The sequence below is a fragment of the Winogradskyella forsetii genome, from assembly GCF_013394595.1.
Taxonomy (GTDB): Bacteria; Bacteroidota; Bacteroidia; order Flavobacteriales; family Flavobacteriaceae; genus Winogradskyella; species Winogradskyella forsetii.
Map to the genome: position 1 here is coordinate 1027469 of NZ_CP053348.1, position 24457 is coordinate 1051925.

Consider the following 24457-nt stretch of genomic DNA (forward strand, 5'->3'; position numbering starts at 1 on the left):
AATATGGTCTAGGATTTCTAAGCGTTTAAATACGGCTTGTTTAGTGGTGTTCTATAGAAAATTTGATGCCTCCAATTCTTAAGCATCATCATTGCAAACTCATATCATCCTTAGTTGTAAGCAAAGGCATCTAAAAACGTATTAAATCCTACGATTATAAACCAAAACAAATATCAGAGCAAATCAATAGTATTAGGTCTGTATATCAACTAAATGAATGAATTTTGAGTAAACATAAAGAAGTTAGTAATGAACAGGATCTATATGTCGTTGGCGTAGGTGCTTCAGCAGGAGGGCTAGATGCCTTAACAAAATTTTTAAAGAATTTTAATGGTTCCAGTGCTGATATCTGTATCGTAATTGTGATGCACCTGAGTCCTGATTACAAAAGTCAATTAGCATCAATTTTAGATAAACGTTGCAAATGGCCAGTAGTGTCGGCAGAAAACAATACAGAATTGATGAGCGGTAATATTTATGTGACGCCACAGAATAAGCAAATACGTATTGTTAATGGTTCGTTTATTTTGGAAGACTTATCGCCTCGGCATTCCTTTACACCTTCCATAGATAATTTTTTTATGTCCCTGGCCAAAGACAAGGGTAAGAAGGCGATTGGTGTCATTTTATCAGGTTTCGGAAAAGATGGTTCTAAAGGAATGACCAATATTAGGGAAATTGGCGGTTTTACCATTGTCCAATTGCCGGAAACTGCAGAACACAGGGATATGCCTAATGCGGCCATAGATACGGGCCATATAGATTTAATAGTGCCTGCAGAGCAAATGTACGATGATATTGTGCAATTCATTACCAATACACGTTCCATCGCTTTAAGTGGCATAAAAAAGGGATCCGTTGATGCTATTTTTGAACTGCTCGAAAAGCGTTCGGGTACAGACTTCTCTATGTATAAGCCAAATACCATAATGCGGCGTATTAACCATAGAATTGCGTCCTTACAATTAAGTAGCGAATTAGAGTATTATGAGCTCATAAAGAAAAATCCCAAAGAATTGGATCATCTATTCGATACGGTTTTAATTGGTGTCACGGAGTTTTTTCGCGATTTAGAGGCTTTCGATAAACTGCGCGAACAACTCACCGAAATGCTTAACAGCAAGGAGCCTGGAGATGCTATACGTATTTGGAGTGTAGGTTGTGCCACTGGCGAAGAACCTTATTCCATAGCTATTTTGCTCTATGAATTATTAGGTAGTAGTCTAAACCAATATCATGTTCAAATCTTTGCGTCAGACATTGACGAGCGTGCTATTAGTTTTGGAAGAAAAGCCATGTACAATAAGGAGTTGTTGGACAACGTGCCTGCAGAAATTATTGCTAAATACTTTGAAAAGAGCGATAATATCCATTATGAAGTCAAAAAAGAAATAAAGCAGCATGTCTTGTTTACTAGGCACGATATTACTACGGATCCGCCATTTGTAAAGTTAGATCTGATCACCTGTAGAAATCTGCTCATTTACTTTAGCAATACACTGCAGAAACAAACATTTCAAATTTTCCATTATTCTTTAAGACCAAAAGGATTACTGTTTTTGGGGAAATCTGAAAGTGTAAGTGTGGCCGCGGATCTATTTTCTAAAATTGGAAAAGGGAAAATGTTCAGAAAAGCAGAGTCCTCATTAAACTACCAACTGAAATTTTCGCGATTACGTAGCAGAAACCAAGATAAAAAGGAGGAAGAGAAACAGGACAATATTCGTAATATGAGCATTGCGGATGTGGCAAAGGAAACCCTCTATTATAAATACAACAATCCATTTGTAGTCATTAATGACACTGCTGAGATCAAGGAGGTTCATGGCAGTCTTAGGCTTTATGTAGAGATTAGCCAAGGCACCATGAATGTGAATCTGCACAAAATGGTAAACCCCGAACTGGTGACCATCGTCAAAGCGGTTTTGGCACAAGTAAAGAAAACCAATGTGACGCATACCAGCCATGTCGTTAAATTTAATTTATACGAACAATTACATTACGTACGGATCAAGATTATACCGCTTGTTTATAGAATAAATGAAGTACAGTACTTCATGGTTATTTTTGAAAAAATTGAACCTACGGAAGGCCATATAGAACTTCAGAAAAAACTAGAAACCTCGGATTTTGTGAATCTGAGAATTAAAGAATTGGAAGACGAACTCACGTCTACCAAAGAGCACCTTCAAATCTTTACTGAAGAATTAGAATCTACCAATGAAGAATTGCAAACCATAAATGAAGAATTGCAATCTTCTAATGAAGAATTAAAATCCAGTAACGAAGAACTGGAGACTAGTAATGAAGAATTGCAATCTGCGAATGAAGAGTTAAACACAGCCAACCAAGAGTTAAGGCTGACCAATGATTTATTGGTGGAAAAAGAAAAAGAGCTTAAGGATGCAAAAGATATCAGCCAGCGTAACGAATTAATTTACAAAACCATTGCAGAAAATATACCTAAAGGTGCGGTTGGTATATTAGATAAAGATTTTAACATAGAGTATCTAGCCGGTCAAGGTGTTGATAAATCAGAAGTTAGTGAGTTTACAGGCAAATATCTGCCAGACCTTAATTCGTCGGAAAAAGAAGTAAAACGTTTAGAAAAATTATGCAGTGACACAATGAGTAAAGGTGCTGCATCTATGGAAGTGCTATTCAATAACAAATTTTATGACATTAGAGCGGTACGCTTTAGAATGCCTTATGATAACGAAGATAGAATTTTATACTTATCACAAGAAGCGACAGCTCTTAGGCAAAATCAAATTATTCTAGAAACTGCAGTCAAAGCCTCTAATTTAATGGTTTTTGAGTATGATTTTGAAGAGGATAAATTACATGCAGATAAAGCGATGTATGAATTTTTAGAACTGAATCAAAAAAAGACAATTACGCAGCAAGATGTGATGAGCAAAGTCCATCCAGATGATTTGAAGGCAAAGGAAAGAAGCATTAAAAAAGCTTTGGATACTGGAGAAATTCATCACGAAGTTAGACTTCAGCTTTCAAAAGGTATTAGACACATTAGAATTACAGGGCGACTTATTTTTGACGACAATAAAATACCCAAAAAGGGGTTTGGAACGCTCATGGATATGACTAAGGATGCAATGCTATTAGAAAAAGTTAAACAAAGTGAAGAGCGATTTAAAATGATAGCAGATCAAGCACCTTTAAGCATATGGATAACAGATAAAGATAAAGGTTGTACCTATCTAAACCAGACTTGCTTAGATTATATTGGGGCTAAAATGGAAGAATGTACAGGTGACAATTGGATAAACTTTATCCATCCTGAAGATAAAGAAACAGCCATTAGCGCTTATACTGATGCTCTTATTAATAAAAAAGAATACAGTTGCGAGTATCGTTTACGACGCCATGATGGAAAATACCAATGGTTTTTTAATATCGGTATTCCAATATTAGATGAGCTAGATAATTTTGAGGGATTCCTTGGTTCTATTGCAAATATTGATAAACAAAAGACCTTCAGGGATGAGCTGGAACAGAAAGTTGAGGTCAGAACTAAAGATATCAGAAAAGCCAATAAGGAGTTGGTGAAGCTTAATATGAACTTAGAGGAATTTGCCTATATGGCAAGCCACGACCTTAAAGAGCCACTACGAAAAATTAGAATGTTCAACTCTCTTGTGAAAAATAACGAAGAGGGTTCCATTGAAAAATATACGACTAAAATTGAAAGTTCTGCAGAACGCTTAACCAACCTTGTTAATGATATCATGGATTATAGTAAAATCGATGATAATAACGTTAAAGTAGAAACCGTAAACTTAGATGAGATCTATGAAACCGTAATGTCGGATCTGGAAGTTTTAATTGATGAAAAGAAGGTTGAGATACATAAAGAAGAGCTCGGGGAAATTAAAGGTATATCAACAAGAATGTATCAATTATTTTCTAATTTAATTAGAAATGCTATCAAATTCAATAAAAACAAACCTGTTATCGAGATTACTATAGATGAAGTGATAGGTAAGGATATGTCTAAACATTTGAAAGCAAATCATAAGGTAACATTCAAAAAAATTGTGTTTAAAGATAATGGTATTGGGCTCGATGAAGATAAGAAAGATTATATTTTTAAACCCTTTAAAAAATTGAATTCCTCTACCGAATATATCGGAACAGGGATCGGACTGGCCATTTGTAAACGCATTATGGATCTGCACAATGGTTGTGTAGATGTGGAAAGTGAAATAGGTAAAGGGTCTAGTTTTATACTGTACTTTCCCATGGATAAGAAAAAGTAATACTTAATTGAACTTTCTTTAAAAAGGCTCTGTCATTCCGAATGCGTCTCGAAAAGGAATCTCATTATTTTAAGTTTTAGCCACGCTGAGCCTAAAGGTTTGTCGTCACTCAACCGATGGTGCGTCATTAAAAAATAGACCAAGCGTTTATCTAAAAAAATACGCTTTCTGAATTCCATAATTTAATTTAACAGTATTCTAATTCAGTGTGTTATAGTTTTTTTTGAAATATGCGGTAAAGACGTTATTTTTTTCTTAAATATCCCGAAAAACCTAGGTATCATTCTTTATTCTCTCTTATAAACAATAATTTTGTTGTTTATAAAATGAAATTAAAAATTTATGAGTCAAGTAAAAGAAAATGATACGGTAAAGGTACATTACACAGGAAAATTAAAAAACGGACAAGTCTTCGATAGTTCTTTAGAGCGCGAGCCACTAGAATTTACGTTAGGAAATGGCATGTTAATTCCTGGTTTTGAAAAAGCAGTTATCGATATGAAAGTGAATGATAAAAAGACTGTTGATATTCCTATGGAAGATGCCTATGGTGATGTCAAAAAGGAACTATTCCATAAAGTAGACAAAGCACAATTGCCACCAGAGGTAAAGCCTGAAGTTGGTTTAGGTTTGGCTTCAAGGGATGAGCAAGGTAATGAGCACCAATTTAGAATTGTTGAGGTCAATGAAGACAATGTGATCGTAGATGGAAATCATCCATTAGCGGGACAAGAATTGGTTTTTGACCTTGAGTTGGTTGAGATTAAATAATAGCACAACATTAAACATTAAAAATTCCATCGACTTACCCATTAGCTTGGGTAAAAGTTGATGGAATTTATTGCTTTTGATAATAATTGATAGAGATTAAATAAAAACTTTTTTTTAACCAAACACCAGTTTAATGAACATTTGAATAGCAATAACTCTGGAGTGATACTCAAAATTATCTCAATAAAAGACGAGATGTTTTTAGAATCCCAATACTTCGGAATTATAAATTTACGTGGAAGTTTGGCATAAATAATTTAGCCACGGAGATTTTTGGAGTTTCAAAGTGGTATATGGAGAAAAAGTTAATACCGCAGAGTTTTAGATTGAACCATTTAAGCCATAAGAAAGTTAGAGCTCAACACCTAAATTCCGACAGCGTCGGAAGCAACGGTTTTCAGAAATAATGAGCAACAAGGATTCTTTTGAAAACAAATCTAGGATTGGAACTATTTGTAAATTAAAGTCTAGAAAAATTAATGTATTAGCGAATGGTGCTTTAGCAATTTCCTAACAAATCGTTTTGATTTTTTGGTTCGTTTTGCATCAAGGCAAAATGAACACATTAAAAATGCAACCTCAAGTTAAATTGATAGAGATTAAAGGGATTAAGTAAAACTCTTTTTTATCTAAAAAAGAAAAGCTATTATCACTTAAATTTTTAGTGAGTGTCGTTTTCTGTTTCCTTTTTAATATCAGTTCCTTTGGAAATATTGGCTTCGCACCAAGCATCATAAGCCTGTTGTAATTCCTTAACTTTTTCAGGATACTCGGCAGCCACATCGTTACGTTCTCCTGGATCGGCTTCAATATCGAATAATTTGATGGTTAAATCATCGCGTATTGGCGCAATATATTGGGCTGATGGTTCACTTTTCCAATGGTTTTCCTTGGCATTCGTTATTTTCCATTTTCCTTTTCTTGCAGCCCAGGTTTTTTGCCATTTCCAAACTAATAAGCGTTCAGCTTTTGGTGCTAGTAAATCAATACCATCAATAGAAGTATCGGTTAATTCAATCCCAGCGGCTTTGGTCAATGTTGGTAATATATCCAACGCAGAAACATAGCGTTTTTCAACTTTACCAACGTCTACTTGTCCTGGCCAACTCATAGCCATGGGTACTCTAATACCACCTTCCCAAAGTGAATATTTTCCACCTGTTAACGGTGCATTATTAGAACCTGTAAGCGGAGAGCCTCCATTGTCGGATACAAATACAATTAATGTGTTTTTGTCTAGTCCTGTTTCTTTTAAAGCATCTAAAACACGGCCAATATTATCATCCAAGCAATTTAAATTTGCTAAATAATATTGTCGTAAATTCTCAGTATTTATGGCACCAACTCTAGAATATTTATCATAGTACGCAGAATAGCTACCAGGTTTGTGATTTTTAAAAGCTACCAAACTATCTGGATCGTAATTAGGGATTTCCTTAACATTATACTTGTCCAGATATTTTTTAGGGACTTCGTGAATTAAGTGATGTACGGCGTTATAAGATAGGGTTAAAAAGAAAGGTTTGTCATGGTCTCGCTTTAAATAATCAAGGGATTCGTCCGTTAAAATATCAGTGAGATAACCTTCCTCATAACTTTTATCTCCCATATTATGCATCAAAGGCCCTAAAAGTGCACTGGTGCCATAAGGATCTGGTGTACGCTTTTTAATGCTTTGGGAATTGGCCCAATAATCGTGCGCATGGGCAGAGAAGCCCAAGAATTCATCATAACCATGATTTAAAGGGTATTCCCTAACATCATTTTTATGGAAATTTCGACCTAAATCGTTTTTTCCGATTCGTGCGGTGTGATAACCAGCTTCTTTTAAATATTCAGGAAGTGTTTTGACATCATCTGGTAAACCTGGTCCCCAACTTGCAGGAATATCCCAACGGAATTGGTTTTTTCCTGTAATAATTCCTGCTCTAGATGGACTACAAACAGGGGCAGATACATAGGCTTGTGTATAAACAGTTCCAGATTTACCTAAACGTGCTATGTTTGGACTAGATACTGTTTTGTCATAATTTTCAAAAGGTGTAAAATCTGCATAACCTTGATCATCCACAACAATCAGTAGAATATTTGGTTTTTCATTTTGTGTTGGTTCTTGTTCAGAAGGGTCACTTTTCTTTTTATCTGAATGGCATGAAAATAATACAGCAAATACCATTAAAAATAAGTAGTGTTTCATTTTATACGTTGTTTAGTTTATCCATTTATAGAGTTTAGTTGACAATGGTCACTTTAATTTCTTTTTCTTCTAATTTCTTTCGTTTTATTTCAGAAATACCGTTGTCGGTTATGATTTCATCGACTTGGGAAAGGTCACATATTCTAGCAAAACTCTTTTTACCGAATTTGGAAGAATCCGCCAATACAATTACTTTTTGGGCCGCCTTTAGCATTTTTTTATTTAATTCTGCTTCTTCGAGGTTGGTGGTGGACAGCCCGTATTCTAAATCAATACCGTCAACACCTAAAAATAGTTTGCTGCAGGATACATTCTTTAGAATATATTCTGCATAATTACCAACTACAGAGGCTGAACTGTGCCTAATGTAGCCGCCAAGCTGAAGGATTTCAATATTCTTATCGTGTATAAGGTGTAAGACCACATGAAGTGATGAGGTGATCACCGTTAATTTATTTTTGGCTTTGATAAATTTTGAAAATGCCTGAACGGTTGTTCCCGAAGCAATTAAAATGGAGTCGTTTTCAACGATGCGACTTGCGGCCATTTGTGCAATGCCGTTTTTTTCCTCAACCGAGATTTTCTCTTTATCTAAAACGGTTCGCTCATTAATATAGGGATTTTCCAATGATGCGCCACCATGGGTTCGGTGTAGTAAACCTTTTTGCTCTAAAAGTTTGAGGTCTTTTCTAATCGTTACTGCGGAAACATTCAATATATCGCACAAGTCAAGCACTTCGAGGTGTTTCTCCTTCGCGAGTCTGTCTAATATGTCTTGATGTCGCTTCATTTGTCGTATGCTGAAGTTTTTTAGAGTTTTAGTTTAATGGCTCACAAATATAATAAAACGAAAGTAAATGAAGTGTAATTTTTATAAAAACTTTATTTTTAAGGAAATATTGGTTTCGTTTAGTTTCATATTTAATTTATTTTTATATATTTGAAAATCAATTGAAATAAATAAAAGCATTTTGTTTAAAAGAGAAACCTTAATAAGTCAATTAGAGTCCACTAAAAATTGGGATGTTATCATCATTGGAGGAGGCGCAACGGGATTGGGAGTGGCATTGGATTGTACGACGCGAGGTTACAAAACATTACTTCTAGAGCAGGTTGATTTTGCGAAAGGAACATCGAGTAGAAGTACAAAATTAGTACATGGAGGCGTAAGATACTTAGCGCAAGGAAACATCGATTTGGTGCGAGAGGCTTTGTACGAAAGAGGTTTGATGTTGAAAAATGCATCACATTTGGTGAGTAACCAATCATTCATTATTCCAAATTATAGATGGTGGGATAATTTTTTCTATACGGTTGGCATGAAAGTTTATGATTTTTTAGCAGGAAAACTAAGTTTCGGAAAATCGGTCAGAATTAAGAAAAGTGAAACCATTTCAAGGTTATCGACTTTAAAAGTGGCTAAATTGAAGGGTGGAGTTGTTTATCATGATGGTCAGTTTGACGATTCAAGATTAGCGGTTAACATTGCTCAGACGTGCATTGAGCATGGCGCTACGGTTCTAAATCACTTCGAGGTAAAAAACCTTCAAAAAGATAGTAAAGGGCTTGTAAATGGTGTTGTAGCGATTGATAAGGAATCCAATACTGAATATACTTTAAATGCCAAAGCGGTCATCAATGCAACAGGTGTGTTTTCGGATGATATATTACAAATGGATGATGCAACGGCTGAAAATAGCATCCGTCCAAGCCAAGGCATTCATTTGGTTTTTGATAAATCATTTTTACCAGGAAACGATGCCATTATGATACCTAAAACAGATGATGGTCGTGTGTTATTTTTGGTGCCTTGGCATAATAGGGTTGTGGTTGGTACAACAGATACGTTGTTGGATAGCCATAGTTTAGAGCCAAAGCCTTTGGATAAGGAAATTGAATTTGTATTGGAAACGGCAAACAGATACCTGAACAAAAGAGCGGATAAAGATGATGTGTTGAGCATTTTTGCAGGACTGAGACCGTTAGCTGCACCAAAGGATAAATCTGAAAAAACAAAAGAAATTTCACGAAGTCATAAAATCATTGTGTCAGATTCTGAATTGATCACGATCACAGGGGGAAAATGGACTACCTACAGGAGAATGGCCCAAGATACGGTGAACAAAATGATTGCGATGAACAAGCTACCTGACGCCAATTGTAAAACGCAGGACCTATTGATTCATGGTTCAAATGGAACTGTAGATCGTAACAACCATCTTTACATTTATGGTACAGATCAAAAAGGAATTGCGGCATTGGTAAAAGAGAATTCCGTTCTAGGCGAAAATCTACATCCAAGATTGGAGTTTACAAAAGCAGAAGTCATTTGGGCTGTACGACAAGAAATGGCCAGAAGCATAGAAGATGTTTTGGCAAGACGTGTACGTGTTTTGTTTTTAGATGCAAAAGCGGCCGTTGAAATTGCGCCAATGGTTGGAGAGTTGTTAAGAGCAGAATTAAGCCAAACTATCGATTGGCGGGCAAAACAAATTGAAGATTTTTTAGAGATAGCTGAGCAATACATTTTGAAATAGTCGTTGATCATTAGTTTTGAGAGGTCGGAGATAGGAGAAAAAAAAGACAGATGACGGAAGACTAAAGAAGGGCGATGGAGGCGATATGAATTTAAGATTATAGAGAAAATAGAGAAAGAATAAACTAAATACCGAATTCGGGCGAACGAAGCAAGAAAGAAATGGCCAAAAGTTTCTTCCCTTCGGGAAGACGGAAGATGGGAATAACTAAACAACAACAAATTATGGGAAAATATATCCTATCCTTAGATCAGGGAACAACAAGTTCGAGGGCCATTGTTTTTGATAAAAAAGGCAATATTGTTTCGCAGGCCCAAAAAGAGTTTACTCAATATTTTCCTAAATCGGGTTGGGTTGAGCACGATCCTAAAGAGATTTGGTCAACTCAGGCTGGTGTTGCCGCAGAAGCTATTGCCAGTAAAGGCCTGGATGTGGAAAATATCGCAGCTATAGGAATCACTAATCAGCGTGAAACTGTTGTGGTATGGGATAAAAATACAGGCGAACCCATTTATAACGCTATTGTTTGGCAAGACAAAAGAACTTCTGACTATTGTGACCAACTCAAAAAAGAAGGAAAAGCAAAATGGATCAAAGAAAAAACAGGATTGGTCATTGATTCTTATTTTTCTGGAACGAAGGTAAAATGGATTCTCGATAACGTAGAAGGTGCCAGAACAAAAGCAGAAGCTGGAGATTTAATCTTGGGAACTATAGACAGTTGGTTGGTCTGGAACTTTACCAAAGGCAAGCAGCATATCACAGATGTAACCAATGCCTCAAGAACCTTGATGTTTAACATCAATACCATGGCATGGGACGATGAATTATTAGAATTGTTGACGATTCCTAAAAGTATGCTACCAGAAGTGAAAGCTTCAAGTGAAGTTTATGGTCATACAACATCCACGTTTTATGATGCTAAAATTCCAATTGCAGGAATCGCAGGCGATCAGCAAGCGGCTTTATTTGGGCAAATGTGTACCAAACCAGGAATGGTTAAAAACACATACGGCACAGGTTGCTTTATGTTAATGAACATCGGAGAAAAACCGATTGTATCCAAAAATAATTTATTGACAACAGTGGCTTGGAAAATCAACGGAAAAACAACTTATGCCTTAGAAGGAAGTGTTTTTATAGCAGGAGCCGTTGTACAATGGTTGCGCGATAGTTTAAAAATTATAAGAAATTCTTCCGATGTTGAAGCATTGGCTTCGTCAGTTGAACATACAGATGGGGTTTATTTTGTGCCAGCTTTTGCAGGTCTCGGCGCACCACATTGGAACCAACATGCAAAAGGTACCATGTTCGGATTGACAAGAGGAAGTACAGATGCACATATCGCACGGGCGGCTTTGGAGTCTATTGCATTCCAGACTATGGATATTTTAAAAGCGATGGAAGCGGATTCGGGTTTATCAATTAAAGAATTACGTGTTGATGGTGGCGCAACCATCAACAATATGTTGATGCAGTTTCAATCCGATGTTTTAAATACCAAAACCATTAGGCCAAAAGTTGTTGAGACTACAGCAATGGGAGCAGCATTTTTAGCTGGCCTGGCAGTAGGCTATTGGGAAAATCCTGAAGAAATTCAAGATATCTGGCAAACGGATAAAACCTTTAGCCCAATGGAAGATAGAACAGAAATAAAAAAGCATATCGAAGGTTGGTACAGAGCGATTGATGCTTTGGAATATTGGACAAAGAATGTTTAATGTTTTGAGTTTGAAATTTAAAATCATTTCTTTTTTCAGATAGCAAGAATTTTATACGCTGTTTAACTTTGAATTTGAAATAAAATATAATCCACAACATAAAAAAATATGACACCATTTATAGCAGAAATTATTGGTACAGCGATTTTGATTTTACTCGGTGGAGGCGTTGTAGCCAATGTCGTGCTCAATAAAACCATTGGTAATAATAGTGGTTGGATTGTGATCACAACGGGTTGGGCATTGGCGGTTTATGTCGCTGTCGTTATTGCTGGTCCACATAGTGGCGCACATATCAATCCTGCGGTTACCGTGGCCTTGGCTGTTGCAGGTAAATTTCCTTGGGCAGATGTACCGCTGTTTGTGCTGGCCCAGATGATTGGCGCAATGATTGGTTCAACAACGGTTTGGATAATCTATAGAAATCACTTTGAAGAAACGCAAGATGCAGATTCTAAAAAAGCGGTCTTCTGTACGGCTCCAGCAATAAGGAATACGTTTTCGAATTTTTTTAGTGAAATGATAGGAACGTTTGTTTTGTTGTTTACGATTTTCTATTTTACAGATGCGAGTATCAACGACACGGAAACCGTAATTGGTTTAGGATCTTTAGGTGCTTTACCAGTAGCGTTCTTGGTCTGGTCTATTGGTTTGTCCCTTGGTGGTACAACGGGTTATGCCATTAATCCTGCAAGGGATTTGGGGCCACGCATTATGCATGCTATTCTACCTATAAAAAATAAAGCTAATAGTGATTGGGCTTATGCCTGGATACCTGTTGTAGGGCCATTGGTGGGTGGAGCACTGGCGGCATTATTAATGATGGCTTTATTGTAAAATTTAGTTATAATTTGTTTAGAATTGAAAATGTCAACTCTTAAAGGGTTGACATTTTCTGTATTCCTTTTTTAATTCCATTTTTTAATTATTACTTTTAAGTAGATAAGATATAGTGCTATCTTTATGAAAATGATGAAAAAAATTCTGCTCTTATTAGGTGTGTTTTTAGTCTTGGTTTTGCATAGTCAGGAGTTGCCGCCTATCCAAACGTATACGGCATCTGAGTATGATGGCGAGAATCAAAATTGGATGATTTCCCAAGATTCTAAAGGCTATATTTTTGTCGCTAATAATTTAGGATTGTTAGAATTTAACGGCTCTGAATGGATACCTTATCGATCTCCTAACAATACGGTTCTTAGGGCTGTTAAAGTTATTGATGATAGGGTTTATTCTGGGTGTTATGAGGAATTTGGCTATTGGAAGCGCAATGATTTAGGGGATTTAGACTACTATTCTTTAATACCTAAGTTAGGTGAGAAAATATTAAATGAAGATCAGATTTGGGACATTATAAGTTATGAGGAATGGGTATTGTTTCAAGCTGGGCATGCCTTATACTTCTACAACAAAACTTCTGAGACTTTCAAAACTATAAATTCCGAAAACATAATCTACAAAGTTTTTAATGTTAACAATCAGATTTACTACCATGTGGCTAATGAAGGTATTTACGTTTTAGAAGACGGTGAGCCAAAATTGGTAATTGATGATAATATCGTTTTGGAAGATAGAGTCATAGATGTTTTTCAGCATCATGAAAAGCTGATCATATTGTCACGTAATTCAGGTTTTTTTCAGTTTGATGGCCATAAGTTAAGCGAATGGAATGTGTCTTCAAATAAAAGATTGAAGGAATTAAATGTGTTTAGTAGTATTAGATTAAAAGATAAAAGTTTTGTGCTGGGATCAATTTCTGATGGCTTAATTAAAATAAATACAAATGGAGCTATTGAATATGAAATAAATCAAAGGAATGGATTAGCGAATAATACGGTACTATCGCTTTTTGAAGATAATGAAAACAACGTATGGACAGGTTTGGATAATGGGATAAACTGCATCAATGTTGATTCGTCAATAAAAACATTTATAGATTATTATGGAAATATTGGTACGGTTTATACAACATTGATTTTTAACGATTACCTCTTTGTTGGCACGAATCAGGGTTTGTTTTATAGGGCATTAGATTCAAAAAATGAAGATTTTACTTTTGTGAAAGGTACAGCGGGCCAAGTTTGGAGTCTTTATAATGATAGCAATCGAAATTTGTTTTGTGGGCATCATTTAGGCACCTTCATTATTGAGAATAATACTGCAAAAAGTATCAGTACGATTTTGGGGGCTTGGAATTTTAAAAAAATACCAAATCACGATGATCTGTTGCTTCAAGGGAATTACGATGGGTTGTATGTGCTCCAAAAGAATAGCGAATCTTGGTATGTGCGTAATAAAATTGACGGTTTTAAAAATTCGTCACGCTTTTTTGAAATCAACGATCGAAATCAAATCTTGGTAAATAACGAATATAAAGGTGTTTTTAGGATTCAGCTAGATAGTACTTTGCATGAGGTTGTAGATATCAAACGCCAATCTGAACTGAGCTTAGGTAAGAATTCGGGGTTAATTACTTACAAAGGCGATATTTTATATACCTCTGAGGATGGGGTGTTTGATTATAAGAAAAACGAAGGAAAATTTGTAAAAAACAGTGATTTAAGTGAAAAGGTTTCGCCGTACAAATCTGCAAAAATGGTGGTGGACCAACGAGGTAAGCTGTGGTTGTTTTCCGATCAGAATATTAGTTTTATAGAGAATGATAATCTTACTAATAAACCGGAACTAACAACGATTTCTATTCCTTTAAATCTCAGAAAAGGCATTCTTGGATTCGAGAATATTCAACATATTGACAAAGAAAAATATGTTTTAGGGGCCTCTTATGGATATTTAACCTTGAATGCATCGCAGATATCAAAAGAAACTGATTATTTCGTTTATCTCAATTCGGTAAAAATTGCAGATCGAGATGACAACGTGCTAAAATTGCCTATTAAAGACAAGGGAGATTTTAAGCATAAACAAGGTGCTTTGTTTTTTGATTATTCGGTGCCGGAATACAACAAATTTTTGGATGTCAATTACCAATACAAATTAAATGGAAAGATGAAGCGGTGGAGTGCGTGGTCCGAGCAGTCAAGTCTTCAATTCGAAAACCTTCCTTTTGGGGATTACAACTTGGAAATTAGAGCCAAAGTCGGAAATCAGCGAACAAAAAATACGGTAAATTATCCATTTACAATTAGTAGGCCTTGGTATATCTCAAATCTTGCCATTATTGTATATCTAATTATGCTTTCGGTCATTGGCTTATTGGTGCATAAAGCCTATAAATTTTACTATGAACGAATTATAAGGCATGAGCATCTTAAAAATGAAAGACAGATTGTTCAAGTTAAAAATGAAAAATTAAACCAGGATATTGAAGGGAAAAATAGGGAGTTGGCAATTTCTACAATGAGCATTATCAAAAAAAATGAAATGCTTCGTAAAATAAAAAAAGAATTAAAGAAGGCTAAAAATAAATCTGATATTGGAAGTGCCGTCGAGTTAATAGATAACAATTTGAACAACACAAAAGATTGGAAATTCTTCAAAGAAGCTTTTAATAATGCCGATAAGGATTTTATGGATAAAATTAAGGCTAAACATCCGGAATTAACCCCCAACGATTTAAAATTTTGTGCCTATTTAAGACTCAATTTATCTTCCAAAGAAATGGCGCCATTGCTTAATATATCTATTAAAAGCGTGGAAACTAAACGTTATCGATTGCGCAAAAAGTTGCAATTACAGCACGATGATAGCTTAGTTAATTATATCTTAAAATTCTAACACCTCGACAATCACATATTCTACCTAGACATTACCATGACAAGCTCTTAAAAAAGCCCCATATTAAGAATTTGTTAAGAAAAATGCTGTACTTAATAAAGCTAGTGTTTATGGACTTTACGAGAAAAGTAATAGAATATTTTTTTGTTAAATTTTACGATGTCGGTTTTTTATCGAGGTAATAATTGTGGTATTAACAATTTCTTGGGTTTAAATTTACAATATCATAAAATTGGAAGTCTAATGTGGGTTTTAGTATTATCTAATTTTGGAAACTAAATAATTAATCAAATCAATATTTATGAAATTAAAATTTCAAAGATCAAGAATTGAAATATTCTTTTGTCTCTTTTTATTGTGTAGCTCTTTTTCCATTTTGGCTCAGACTACAGTAACAGGTAAAGTGACCTCTGCATCAGATAATATGCCGTTACCAGGAGCATCTGTTATAGAAAAAGGTACAACGAATGGAACACAAACGGATTTCGATGGTGTCTTTACTTTAGAAGTATCGGATGAATCTTCTATTCTAGTGGTATCCTATGTAGGCTTTAAGACGCAGGAGGTGCCTTATCAATCTGGAGAAATGACCATTGCACTGCAAGATGATAGCTCATTAGATGAGGTTGTTGTTGTAGGTTATGGTACGCAGAAGAAAAGTGATATCGTAAATGCCGTGGCAACAACAGATTTGTCTAAAGCGACTCTAACTCCAACTTCAGATGTTAATGAAATGCTACGTGGTAGAATAGCCGGATTACAAGTAGACGTTGGAGGTGGTACTTTAAGACCAGGTGGTACTTCTGAAATTATTTTTAGAGGACAAGGTTCCATTGAAGGTAATGTGAGTGCTATTTATGTAGTTGATGGTATTATTAGAGATGGTGGCATTGAGGATATAGATGCAGATGATATAGAATCTATAGAGTTTCTGAAAGATGCATCAGCACAAGCGATCTATGGTTCAAGAGGTGCCAATGGTGTGGTATTGATTACCACCAAACGTGGACAAACTGGTAAAGTAAGTGTGAGTTATCATGGTTTTATGACTACCAAAACTATTGAACGTAATTTTGATGTTTATAGTGGGCAAGAATTTGCGCAGCTTCGACGTGAAGCTTTTAGAGCCAATAATGCTGATGATGAATATTTGGATGACGATGAGATTTTTTCTGAAGTTGAATTGGAAAATATTGCGAATAACAATTTCGTGGATTGGGAAGACGAATTATTGAGAAATGGAATTGTAAATAGTCATGCCATCAGTGTAAGTGGTGGTACAGAAAAAACCAAAGTTTTTGGAAGTATTAATCATTTTAAAGAAGATGGATTGATTCCGACTTCAAGTTATTCTAGAAATACATTACGTTTAAATGTGGATCAAAAAATTTCTGATAAGTTCTCTGTAAATTTTGATCTAAATTTGTTAAATGATAATACGGATAGAGCTGCAAATGTCAATGTGATAACAGTGTCTCCATTAGGAAACGCTTATAATGACGATGGTAGTTTGGCGAGATTTCCTAGTGGCGAAGAAGGGACTGCCATAAATCCACTAGTAAACTTGAGAGAACAAAATCATGAAGAAAAAGGAAATGATTATGTGATCAATGTTACCCCAATTTGGAAAATTACAAATGATTTGCAATATCAATTAAAAGCTAACTTAACCAGAAGAACTTCAGAACGAGGACAATACCAATCGTCTTTAAGTGGTGCAGGTGATGATGTAAGGGGAAGGGCAAGATTATATAATACTTTGCAAGAATCTTATTTGGTTGAGAACATCTTAACTTATGATAAAGCCCTTAATGACGACCATAAACTTAATGTGACTTTAGTGCAATCCACTCAAGAAAACGAATTTTCAAGAACATTTACACAAGGTGAAGGTTTTGCAAACGAAGACTTGGGCTATAATGGCATCGCAACTGCTATTGGTAATTTGAGCGTAGAGCGAGACAATGATGTCATTAGATATTTAGGTTACTTGGCTAGAGCACGTTATACACTTTTTGATAGATATACTATTGAAGGCGTTGTTCGTGCAGATGGTGCATCCTTAAACGGCGAAGGAAATAAATGGAGTTATAACCCAGCAGGATCTTTTGCATGGAAAATACATAAAGAAAGTTTTTTAGAAGATGTTAATGCTCTACAGGAATTGAAGTTTAGAGTAAGTTATGGTTCATTGGTAAATGATTTAGGACGACCTTATACGTCGCTCTTTACTGCAGATTTCCAACCGTACGTATTTGATGACGAATCCGCTTCTGGATATGCGCCATCAACTATATTGCCTAATCCAGATTTATCATTCGAAAGAATTACAACATTAAATCTAGGTTTGGATTTTTCAGTTTTTAACAGAATTTTAGTTGGAAATGTCAACTGGTATGATTCTAGAACTACAGACTTATTATTAAGAAGAGGTGTGCCTTCTACAACAGGTTTTACATCAACCTTCTTTAACGCGGGTGAAATGAAGAACAGTGGTATTGAACTTAACTTAACGGCAAATATCATTAATACTGAGGATTTTCAATGGTCGGTTTCTACAAATTGGTCTAATAACCAAAATGAGATATTGGAACTTTATAATGACGGAGACGGTGTTGCCATCACAGAAGATAATACATTCAACTATTATGTAGGTCAGCCTGTTGGAGTTATATATACTTATGAGTTTGACGGCATCTGGCAAGAAGGTGATGATTTAGAAAATGCACCTCAAGCTAATCCAGAGTCCTCCTTGCCACAACCAGACCTTAGAGCAGGTGATATTCGGGTTAGAGATATTAATAGTGTAGATGAAGATGGCAATGTTACTAGTGGACCAGATGGTAAAATAACACCAGAAGATCGTGTTTTTATTGATCCTAGTCCAGATTGGTTCGGATCATTATCCACAACTATTGCCTATAAAGGGTTTGATTTATTATTGGATTTTTATGCTGTGGAAGGAGCAACAAAAGTGAATCCTTTTTTAAATGAGTATAATAATGGCGGCACCTTAAGAGGGGATATCAACGGCGTAAAAGTAGATTATTACACGCCAGAAAATCCTTCAAATTCGTTTCCAAGACCTAGTGCGGAATCAGGCCCATTATACCTAAATTCCTTGGCAGTTAAGGATGCATCTTACATTAGATTAAGAACCGTAAGTTTAGGATATACATTATCAGATAAAGTTACATCGAAATTGAATATTGACCAAATAAGGTTATATGCTACTGCTACTAATGTATTTACAAAAACGGATTATATTGGTTATAGCCCTGAAGTCAATATTAGAAGTACATTTTCTAATGCCGATACTGGTTATCCTGATGCAAAAGCATTTACATTCGGTGTAAGAGTTAAATTTTAAAATTAAAAAAGCAATAATATGAAAACGAAGTTTTATAATTCAAGATTAAAAGGTGGCTTAGTGCTGAGTATGGCCTTATTCTTCATGGTGATTTCTTGCGAAGACTATTTAGATGAACAGCCAAGTACATTAATTGATTCAGATTATATTTACACCACAGAAGGAGGTTTAAAATCTGGTGTGGTAAGTCTGTATAAATTTGAAAGAGACCGTTACGATGCAGGAACAGAAGATTTTATGGGTGCAGTACTTATGTCTTCTAGAAGCGACTTGGCATTTTCAAGATCGGGATACACCGGATTAATGGGAAGATACCAGAGAGGTGTGTCACCAGTAGATCAAGGTGCTAATTTTGCATCATCTTTATTTTGGAAACATTACTATAATTTGGCTAATAAGGCGACTTCCATTATCAACGCCGCAGAGGCAATAGAGGGATTGGATGAGGATGTAAGACAAAAAGTATTGGGTGAAGCTAGATTCTTTAGAGCACATTCATACTTCTATCTATATAGAATGTATAAGAATATTTATGTTAATACGGAAACAGTTACCGTTGAGAATGCCTTTGATGTGGTAAATGATAGTTCTACTGAAGAAGAAATATTTGGGTTGATCAATAGCGATCTTAACTATGCAATTGAAAACCTGGAATGGACAGATGAATTTGGTCGTGTTACAAAAGGAACGGCTAAGCATGTAAAAGCTAAAGTTGCTATGTGGCAGGGTAATTGGACAGAAGCAAAAAACCAAGCTGTATCTTTAATAGATGAAGGGCCGCATGCGCTTGTTGCAACTACTGCACAGGTTTTCGACGGTGACAGAAACCATTCTGAAGCCCTATTCGTTATACAATCCCAAGATGATTTGTTAGGAGGTGGCGGAAACACCATGATGAATGCTAATTATGTGACTCAGTATTTTCAGATAGGAGGGATCGTTGCTGATGAAGATCAAGGAGGACGAGGGTTTTCTAGAATTTTACCGAATTTGTATTTACTTGGTCTATTGAATGACGATCCAAATGACACAAGAAATGATGATACCTATTTTAGATTAAATTGGTTCTACAATGAGGGTGATAGAATCGGCGAAATGGTTGATGACTATGCTCCAATTACTGATTTAAGCTTACCGGACGATGAGCAGCCTAATTATACCAGATATTATCAAAGAATGCACCCTTCTTGTATCAAGTTTCATCAAGACGATGATGATCCAGAGTCCTACTTAAATAGAAGTAATATCTTGGTGTATAGATTAGCAGAAACGTATTTAATCGCTGCAGAAGCGATTATGAGATCTACTGGTGATCCGCTACCATATATTAATGCAGTTCGCACACGTGCTGGAGCAGCACCTGTAACGAGTGTCAATCAACAAACAATCTTAGACGAACGCGCAAGAGAATTGGCATTCGAAGGACAACGTTGGTTTACTTTAAAAAGAATGGGACAAGATGTTATTGATTTTCAGATGACAAATTATGCAGGTGATGGTGAATTTTTCCCAAATAATTTAGGCGTAAGAGATCCAAGAGAAAATTGGCAATCACACTACATTAACTGGCCAATCGCTCAAATAGATTTAGATCTATTAGGAGCAGGTTATCCACAAAATAATGGATACAATTAAATATTTGAATTAGTCATTCTATAGAAACATATTGGGCAAGTTCGCTTGCCCTTTTGTTTTACTTTTCCTAAAACACCTTGCTTATGCGTTATATAATAATTTTAATATGCTGTCTTGGTCTTGTGTCTTGCAATTCAACCTCTAAAGAAAAAAGGGATACAGCCGAAACAAAACAACCTAACCATACTAAAGCTATGGAATCTAAAATTGCCTTTGCTGATAATCCAGTAATTGCCCACAGAGGTGCTTGGAAAGCTAAGGGTTTCCCAAAGAATTCAATCGCTGCTTTAAAAGAGGCCATTAACCTAAAATGTACAGGCTCCGAGTTTGATGTGCGAATGACTTCGGATGAAGTACTAATAGTTACACACGATGGCGATTTTGGCGGTCTAGTGATAGACTCAACAACTTACGATGAACTTGCCAAGCACAAATTACCAAATGGGGAAACCCTACCGACATTGAGGGATTTTATTAAGGCGGGAATGACCAACAATGCAACTACGGGTTTAGTATGTGAGATAAAACCTTCGAAAATTGAAGGTCGAAATAAGCTCATGGCTGAAAAAGCGGTAGCTTTAGTAAAGGAGCTAAAGGCAGAAGCTTATGTGTCTTATTATATCAGTTTCAGTTATGAAATTATTAAGCGTATAAAAGAAATAAATGGCGATGCCAAAGTTTTGTATCTCGATGGGTCGAAAACTCCTCAAGAACTAAAAAATGATAATATTACAGGCTTGGATTATTTGGTGTGGAAACTTAAGCAAAAACCAGAATGGATTACGGAGGCGAAAAAATTGGATCTAAAACTGAATGCATGGACGGCAAATAAGCAAGAAGATATAGACTGGTTATTAGCTCAGGATTTCGATTATATAACTACGGACGAGCCAGAACTTGCTTTTGAGAGACTAAAAGTAGTTTCCAATTAGTCATAATGAATTTTTAGAATTAAACACATGAAATTAGTTCAGCTATTTATTATATGTTCTTTCCTTCTCGGTTGCAAAACTGACAAAGAAAATATAACGGACAAGAATTCAAATGCTAAATTAAAGGTAATGACCTATAATATTCGATTGGATACAGCATCTGATGGTGAAAATGCCTGGCCGAATCGCAGTGAATTTTTAACTGATCAAATTTTATTTTTAAGTCCCGATGTTTTTGGTGTGCAAGAAGCGCTTCCCAATCAAATTGAAGATTTAAATTTAGCCTTACCAGATTATAATTTTATAGGCAAAGGTAGAGATGGAAATGGCGAAGGAGAACACGCTGCTATATATTACAATTCAGAACATATTAATGTAGAAAAACATCAGACCTTTTGGTTATCAAAGACACCAGGGAAAGTCTCTAAGGATTGGGACGCTGCCTATCCAAGAGTTTGCACTTACGGTTTATTCGCTTCAAAATCGAGTGATCAAAAATTTTGGGTGTTCAATACGCATTTGGATCATGTTGGTCAGGAATCTCGTAAACAAAGTATGAAACTTATTCTTCAAAAAATAGCTTCAGAAAATACCGAAAATTACCCGGTCATGCTCATGGGAGATTTTAATGTTGAACCTAATAGTGATGTGGTATCCGAAATATCAAAAGTAATGTTAGACGCTAAGCAAATAGCTGAAGTAGAATTTGGCGCTCACGGAACCTTTAACGGTTTCAACTATAATGAACCTGTAACCCGACGAATCGATTATATTTTCGTTTCTAAGTCCCCGAACTTAAAGGTTCGGAAATATGCTGTTTTGTCAAGCTCCATTGATTTTAAGTTTCCATCAGACCATTTTCCTGTTTATCTAGAAGTTGAAATACAATAATTGTTGAATTATGAAAATAACCAAAAGAACCTTTTTGCTTTGAGTTGTTTGTATAAAAATTGTAGTTATTCTTATAGTGACCTGCAGACCTTTAAGTGATAAAAGCACTGAAACTAATGAAACCAAACTTTCCGAAAAAACAACTAAGGTAACCGAGAATAAATAGATAAAAAAAAACTCATCTTGATGCTTTTAATTAGACTAAAAAACATCAAGATGAGTTTTTTTATTAGCGTTTTGCTAAACTAATTTAAGCAACATCTTTTTTATTCATATGATATTGCAAGGCTCCTGAAGGGCATTTTTTTATCTGATTGATAATAGCATCAGTATTTGCGCCTTCTAAATCAATCCAAGGAATCACGGATCTTCTAAACACATTGGATAACTGTCTCGCACAAAGTTCTGCATTGGCACAGCAGCGAGGATTGTAGGTAACGGTAATTTCAGCGTTACTGAAAACGTTTGCGTTATTTTCCATAATAAGTAGATTAGTTTGGGGTTAATCGTATTTTGAAAGTATTAAATGATTCGGAATTAAAATTATAAAGTCGATTAAAGTCAATATTTGTCGTTAAAAAGTTTAATTTTGAAGTATTATTCATACATTTAGATATTTGATTATTCAAATTCTGAAGTCATATGAAACGTAATACTAGGGTATTTTTGTTGTGACATTTGCAAAGAGAACATACTATCTGCCAAAAACACCAATTGATTGCGTTTATCCCTTACTAAATAACGCTGCTTAACTCTTAAGAATTCTTTAAATTCTTCACTTTTTTCGTTATCAGTTTTAATCCAGCACGCTTTATGGACGTTGAGGTTTTCATAAGTACACTTGGCGCCGTATTCATGTTCCAATCGGTATTGGATGACTTCATATTGCAAAGCACCAACGGTTCCAATAACCTTACGTCCATTAAAATCCAACGTGAATAATTGGGCGACGCCTTCATCCATTAACTGATCTATACCTTTGTATAGTTGTTTCGCCTTCATAGGGTCCGCATTATTGATATATCTAAAATGCTCTGGCGAAAAACTAGGTACACCTTTATAATTCAATATTTCCCCTTCGGTTAACGTATCACCAATTTTAAAACTTCCAGTATCTTGAAGGCCAACAATATCGCCAGGATACGAGATGTCTACAATTTCCTTTTTTTCCGCAAAGAAGGCGTTCGGACTAGAAAATTTTAGTTTCTTATCATGTCTTACATGTAAATATGGGGAATTACGTTTAAATTCTCCAGATACAATTTTTACAAAAGCCAATCTGTTTCTGTGGTTAGGGTCCATATTGGCATGAATTTTAAAAACAAAGCCACTAAAGGTCTTTTCCTCAGGTTTTACTAATCGTTCTTCACTTTGTTTAGGTCTAGGTTTTGGTGCTATTTCAACGAAACAATCCAATAACTCACGAACACCAAAATTATTTAATGCCGAACCGAAAAATACAGGCTGTTGGTTGCCATTAAGATAGTCTTCCTTATTAAACTGAGGGTAAATCCCCTGAACCAATTCTATTTCTTCCCTTAAGGTATTTGCCGCTTTTTCGCCGACCAACTTGTCCAATTCAGAAGATGATAAATCTGAAATTTCAATAGTTTCCTCAATATCTTTTCTGCTATCTCCAGAAAATAGGTTCACATTTTTTTCCCAGATGTTGTATATACCTTTAAAGTCGTAACCCATTCCAATAGGAAAACTTAAGGGTACCACCTTTAAACCTAACTTTTGTTCAATTTCATCCAAAAGATCGAATGCGTCCTTACCTTCTCTGTCCATTTTATTAATAAAAACAATGATAGGAATCTTTCGCATTCTACAAACTTCAACCAACTTTTCGGTCTGTTCCTCGACACCTTTGGCCACATCTATGACCACAATCACGCTATCGACTGCGGTTAAGGTTCTAAATGTATCTTCAGCAAAATCTTTGTGACCAGGTGTATCTAAGATATTTATCTTTATACCATTGTATTCAAAAGCCAAAACAGAAGTGGCTACAGAAATTCCACGTTGTCGCTCAATTTCCATAAAGTCACTTGTGGCGCCTTTTTTTATCTTATTACTTTTTACAGCACCAGCTTCTTGTATGGCACCACCAAACAATAATAGTTTTTCGGTAAGTGTGGTTTTACCAGCATCTGGATGCGAGATGATCCCAAAAGTGCGTCGCCTGTTTATTTCTTTTAAAAAACTCATATATTCTAAATTGTATTCGTTTTTTGCTTCGATTTTTTATTCATACTTCCTTTAAACAATAGGAAATTGGATAAAACATTCATAATATCTAGCTGAAAAAACGATTGCAAATATAAGTTAATAGAATAAGTATAAAAAAATATAAAACCACCTTAGATTAAACATCGTATGAAA

Annotated in this window: 14 protein-coding genes; 10 read left to right on the top strand and 4 right to left on the bottom strand. The window is 35.4% G+C overall.

Annotation, left to right across the window (positions count from 1 at the left end; all coding sequences use genetic code 11):
- Window positions 1-224: 224 nt before the first annotated feature.
- A complete protein-coding gene (locus HM987_RS04440; RefSeq protein ID WP_179005604.1) occupies window positions 225-4280 on the top strand; it encodes a CheR family methyltransferase in 4056 nt (1351 codons plus the stop codon).
- A 342-nt stretch (window positions 4281-4622) separates the two neighbouring features.
- A complete protein-coding gene (locus tag HM987_RS04445) occupies window positions 4623-5051 on the top strand; it encodes an FKBP-type peptidyl-prolyl cis-trans isomerase (RefSeq protein WP_179005606.1) in 429 nt (142 codons plus the stop codon).
- 661 nt (window positions 5052-5712) lie between these two features.
- On the opposite strand, the gene HM987_RS04450 is transcribed toward HM987_RS04445, so the two are convergent.
- The gene (locus HM987_RS04450; protein WP_179005608.1) at window positions 5713-7248 is read right to left on the bottom strand and encodes a sulfatase family protein; all 1536 of its coding nucleotides are present in this window, start codon (window positions 7246-7248) and stop codon (window positions 5713-5715) included.
- A 34-nt stretch (window positions 7249-7282) separates the two neighbouring features.
- The gene (locus tag HM987_RS04455) at window positions 7283-8038 is read right to left on the bottom strand and encodes a DeoR/GlpR family DNA-binding transcription regulator (protein ID WP_179005610.1); all 756 of its coding nucleotides are present in this window, start codon (window positions 8036-8038) and stop codon (window positions 7283-7285) included.
- A 166-nt stretch (window positions 8039-8204) separates the two neighbouring features.
- Here HM987_RS04455 and HM987_RS04460 point away from each other — a divergent pair, with 166 nt between their 5' ends.
- The 8 genes from HM987_RS04460 (at window position 8205) to HM987_RS04495 (ending at window position 22072) form a co-directional block, all read left to right on the top strand.
- A complete protein-coding gene (locus HM987_RS04460; RefSeq protein ID WP_179009883.1) occupies window positions 8205-9785 on the top strand; it encodes a glycerol-3-phosphate dehydrogenase/oxidase in 1581 nt (526 codons plus the stop codon).
- Window positions 9786-10009: 224 nt separating this feature from the next.
- Window positions 10010-11506, top strand: a complete 1497-nt coding sequence (glpK, locus tag HM987_RS04465; RefSeq protein WP_179009885.1) for a glycerol kinase GlpK — start codon at window positions 10010-10012, stop codon at window positions 11504-11506.
- A gap of 108 nt (window positions 11507-11614) precedes the next feature.
- Window positions 11615-12343: an MIP/aquaporin family protein gene (locus tag HM987_RS04470; RefSeq protein ID WP_179005612.1), complete on the top strand. Its 729-nt coding sequence runs from the start codon at window positions 11615-11617 to the stop codon at window positions 12341-12343.
- 132 nt (window positions 12344-12475) lie between these two features.
- Entirely contained in the window at window positions 12476-15244 is a 2769-nt protein-coding gene (locus tag HM987_RS04475; protein WP_179005614.1) for a triple tyrosine motif-containing protein, read from the top strand.
- Window positions 15245-15545: 301 nt separating this feature from the next.
- On the top strand, window positions 15546-18614 hold the full coding sequence (locus HM987_RS04480; protein ID WP_179005616.1) for a SusC/RagA family TonB-linked outer membrane protein: 3069 nt from the start codon (window positions 15546-15548) through the stop codon (window positions 18612-18614).
- Between the two features lie 18 nt (window positions 18615-18632).
- On the top strand, window positions 18633-20249 hold the full coding sequence (locus HM987_RS04485) for a RagB/SusD family nutrient uptake outer membrane protein (RefSeq protein WP_179005618.1): 1617 nt from the start codon (window positions 18633-18635) through the stop codon (window positions 20247-20249).
- A gap of 83 nt (window positions 20250-20332) precedes the next feature.
- Complete coding sequence (locus HM987_RS04490) at window positions 20333-21181, top strand: glycerophosphodiester phosphodiesterase (RefSeq protein ID WP_229724595.1); 849 nt, start codon at window positions 20333-20335, stop codon at window positions 21179-21181.
- 129 nt (window positions 21182-21310) lie between these two features.
- The gene (locus HM987_RS04495) at window positions 21311-22072 is read left to right on the top strand and encodes an endonuclease/exonuclease/phosphatase family protein (protein ID WP_229724596.1); all 762 of its coding nucleotides are present in this window, start codon (window positions 21311-21313) and stop codon (window positions 22070-22072) included.
- Window positions 22073-22322: 250 nt separating this feature from the next.
- Here HM987_RS04495 and HM987_RS04500 read toward each other — a convergent pair whose 3' ends face one another.
- Both HM987_RS04500 and HM987_RS04505 read right to left on the bottom strand, forming a co-directional pair.
- Window positions 22323-22553 (bottom strand): (4Fe-4S)-binding protein, encoded by a 231-nt coding sequence (locus tag HM987_RS04500; protein WP_179005622.1) that lies wholly within the window; start codon window positions 22551-22553, stop codon window positions 22323-22325.
- 140 nt (window positions 22554-22693) lie between these two features.
- Window positions 22694-24283 (bottom strand): peptide chain release factor 3, encoded by a 1590-nt coding sequence (locus HM987_RS04505; protein WP_179005623.1) that lies wholly within the window; start codon window positions 24281-24283, stop codon window positions 22694-22696.
- Window positions 24284-24457 lie beyond the last annotated feature (174 nt).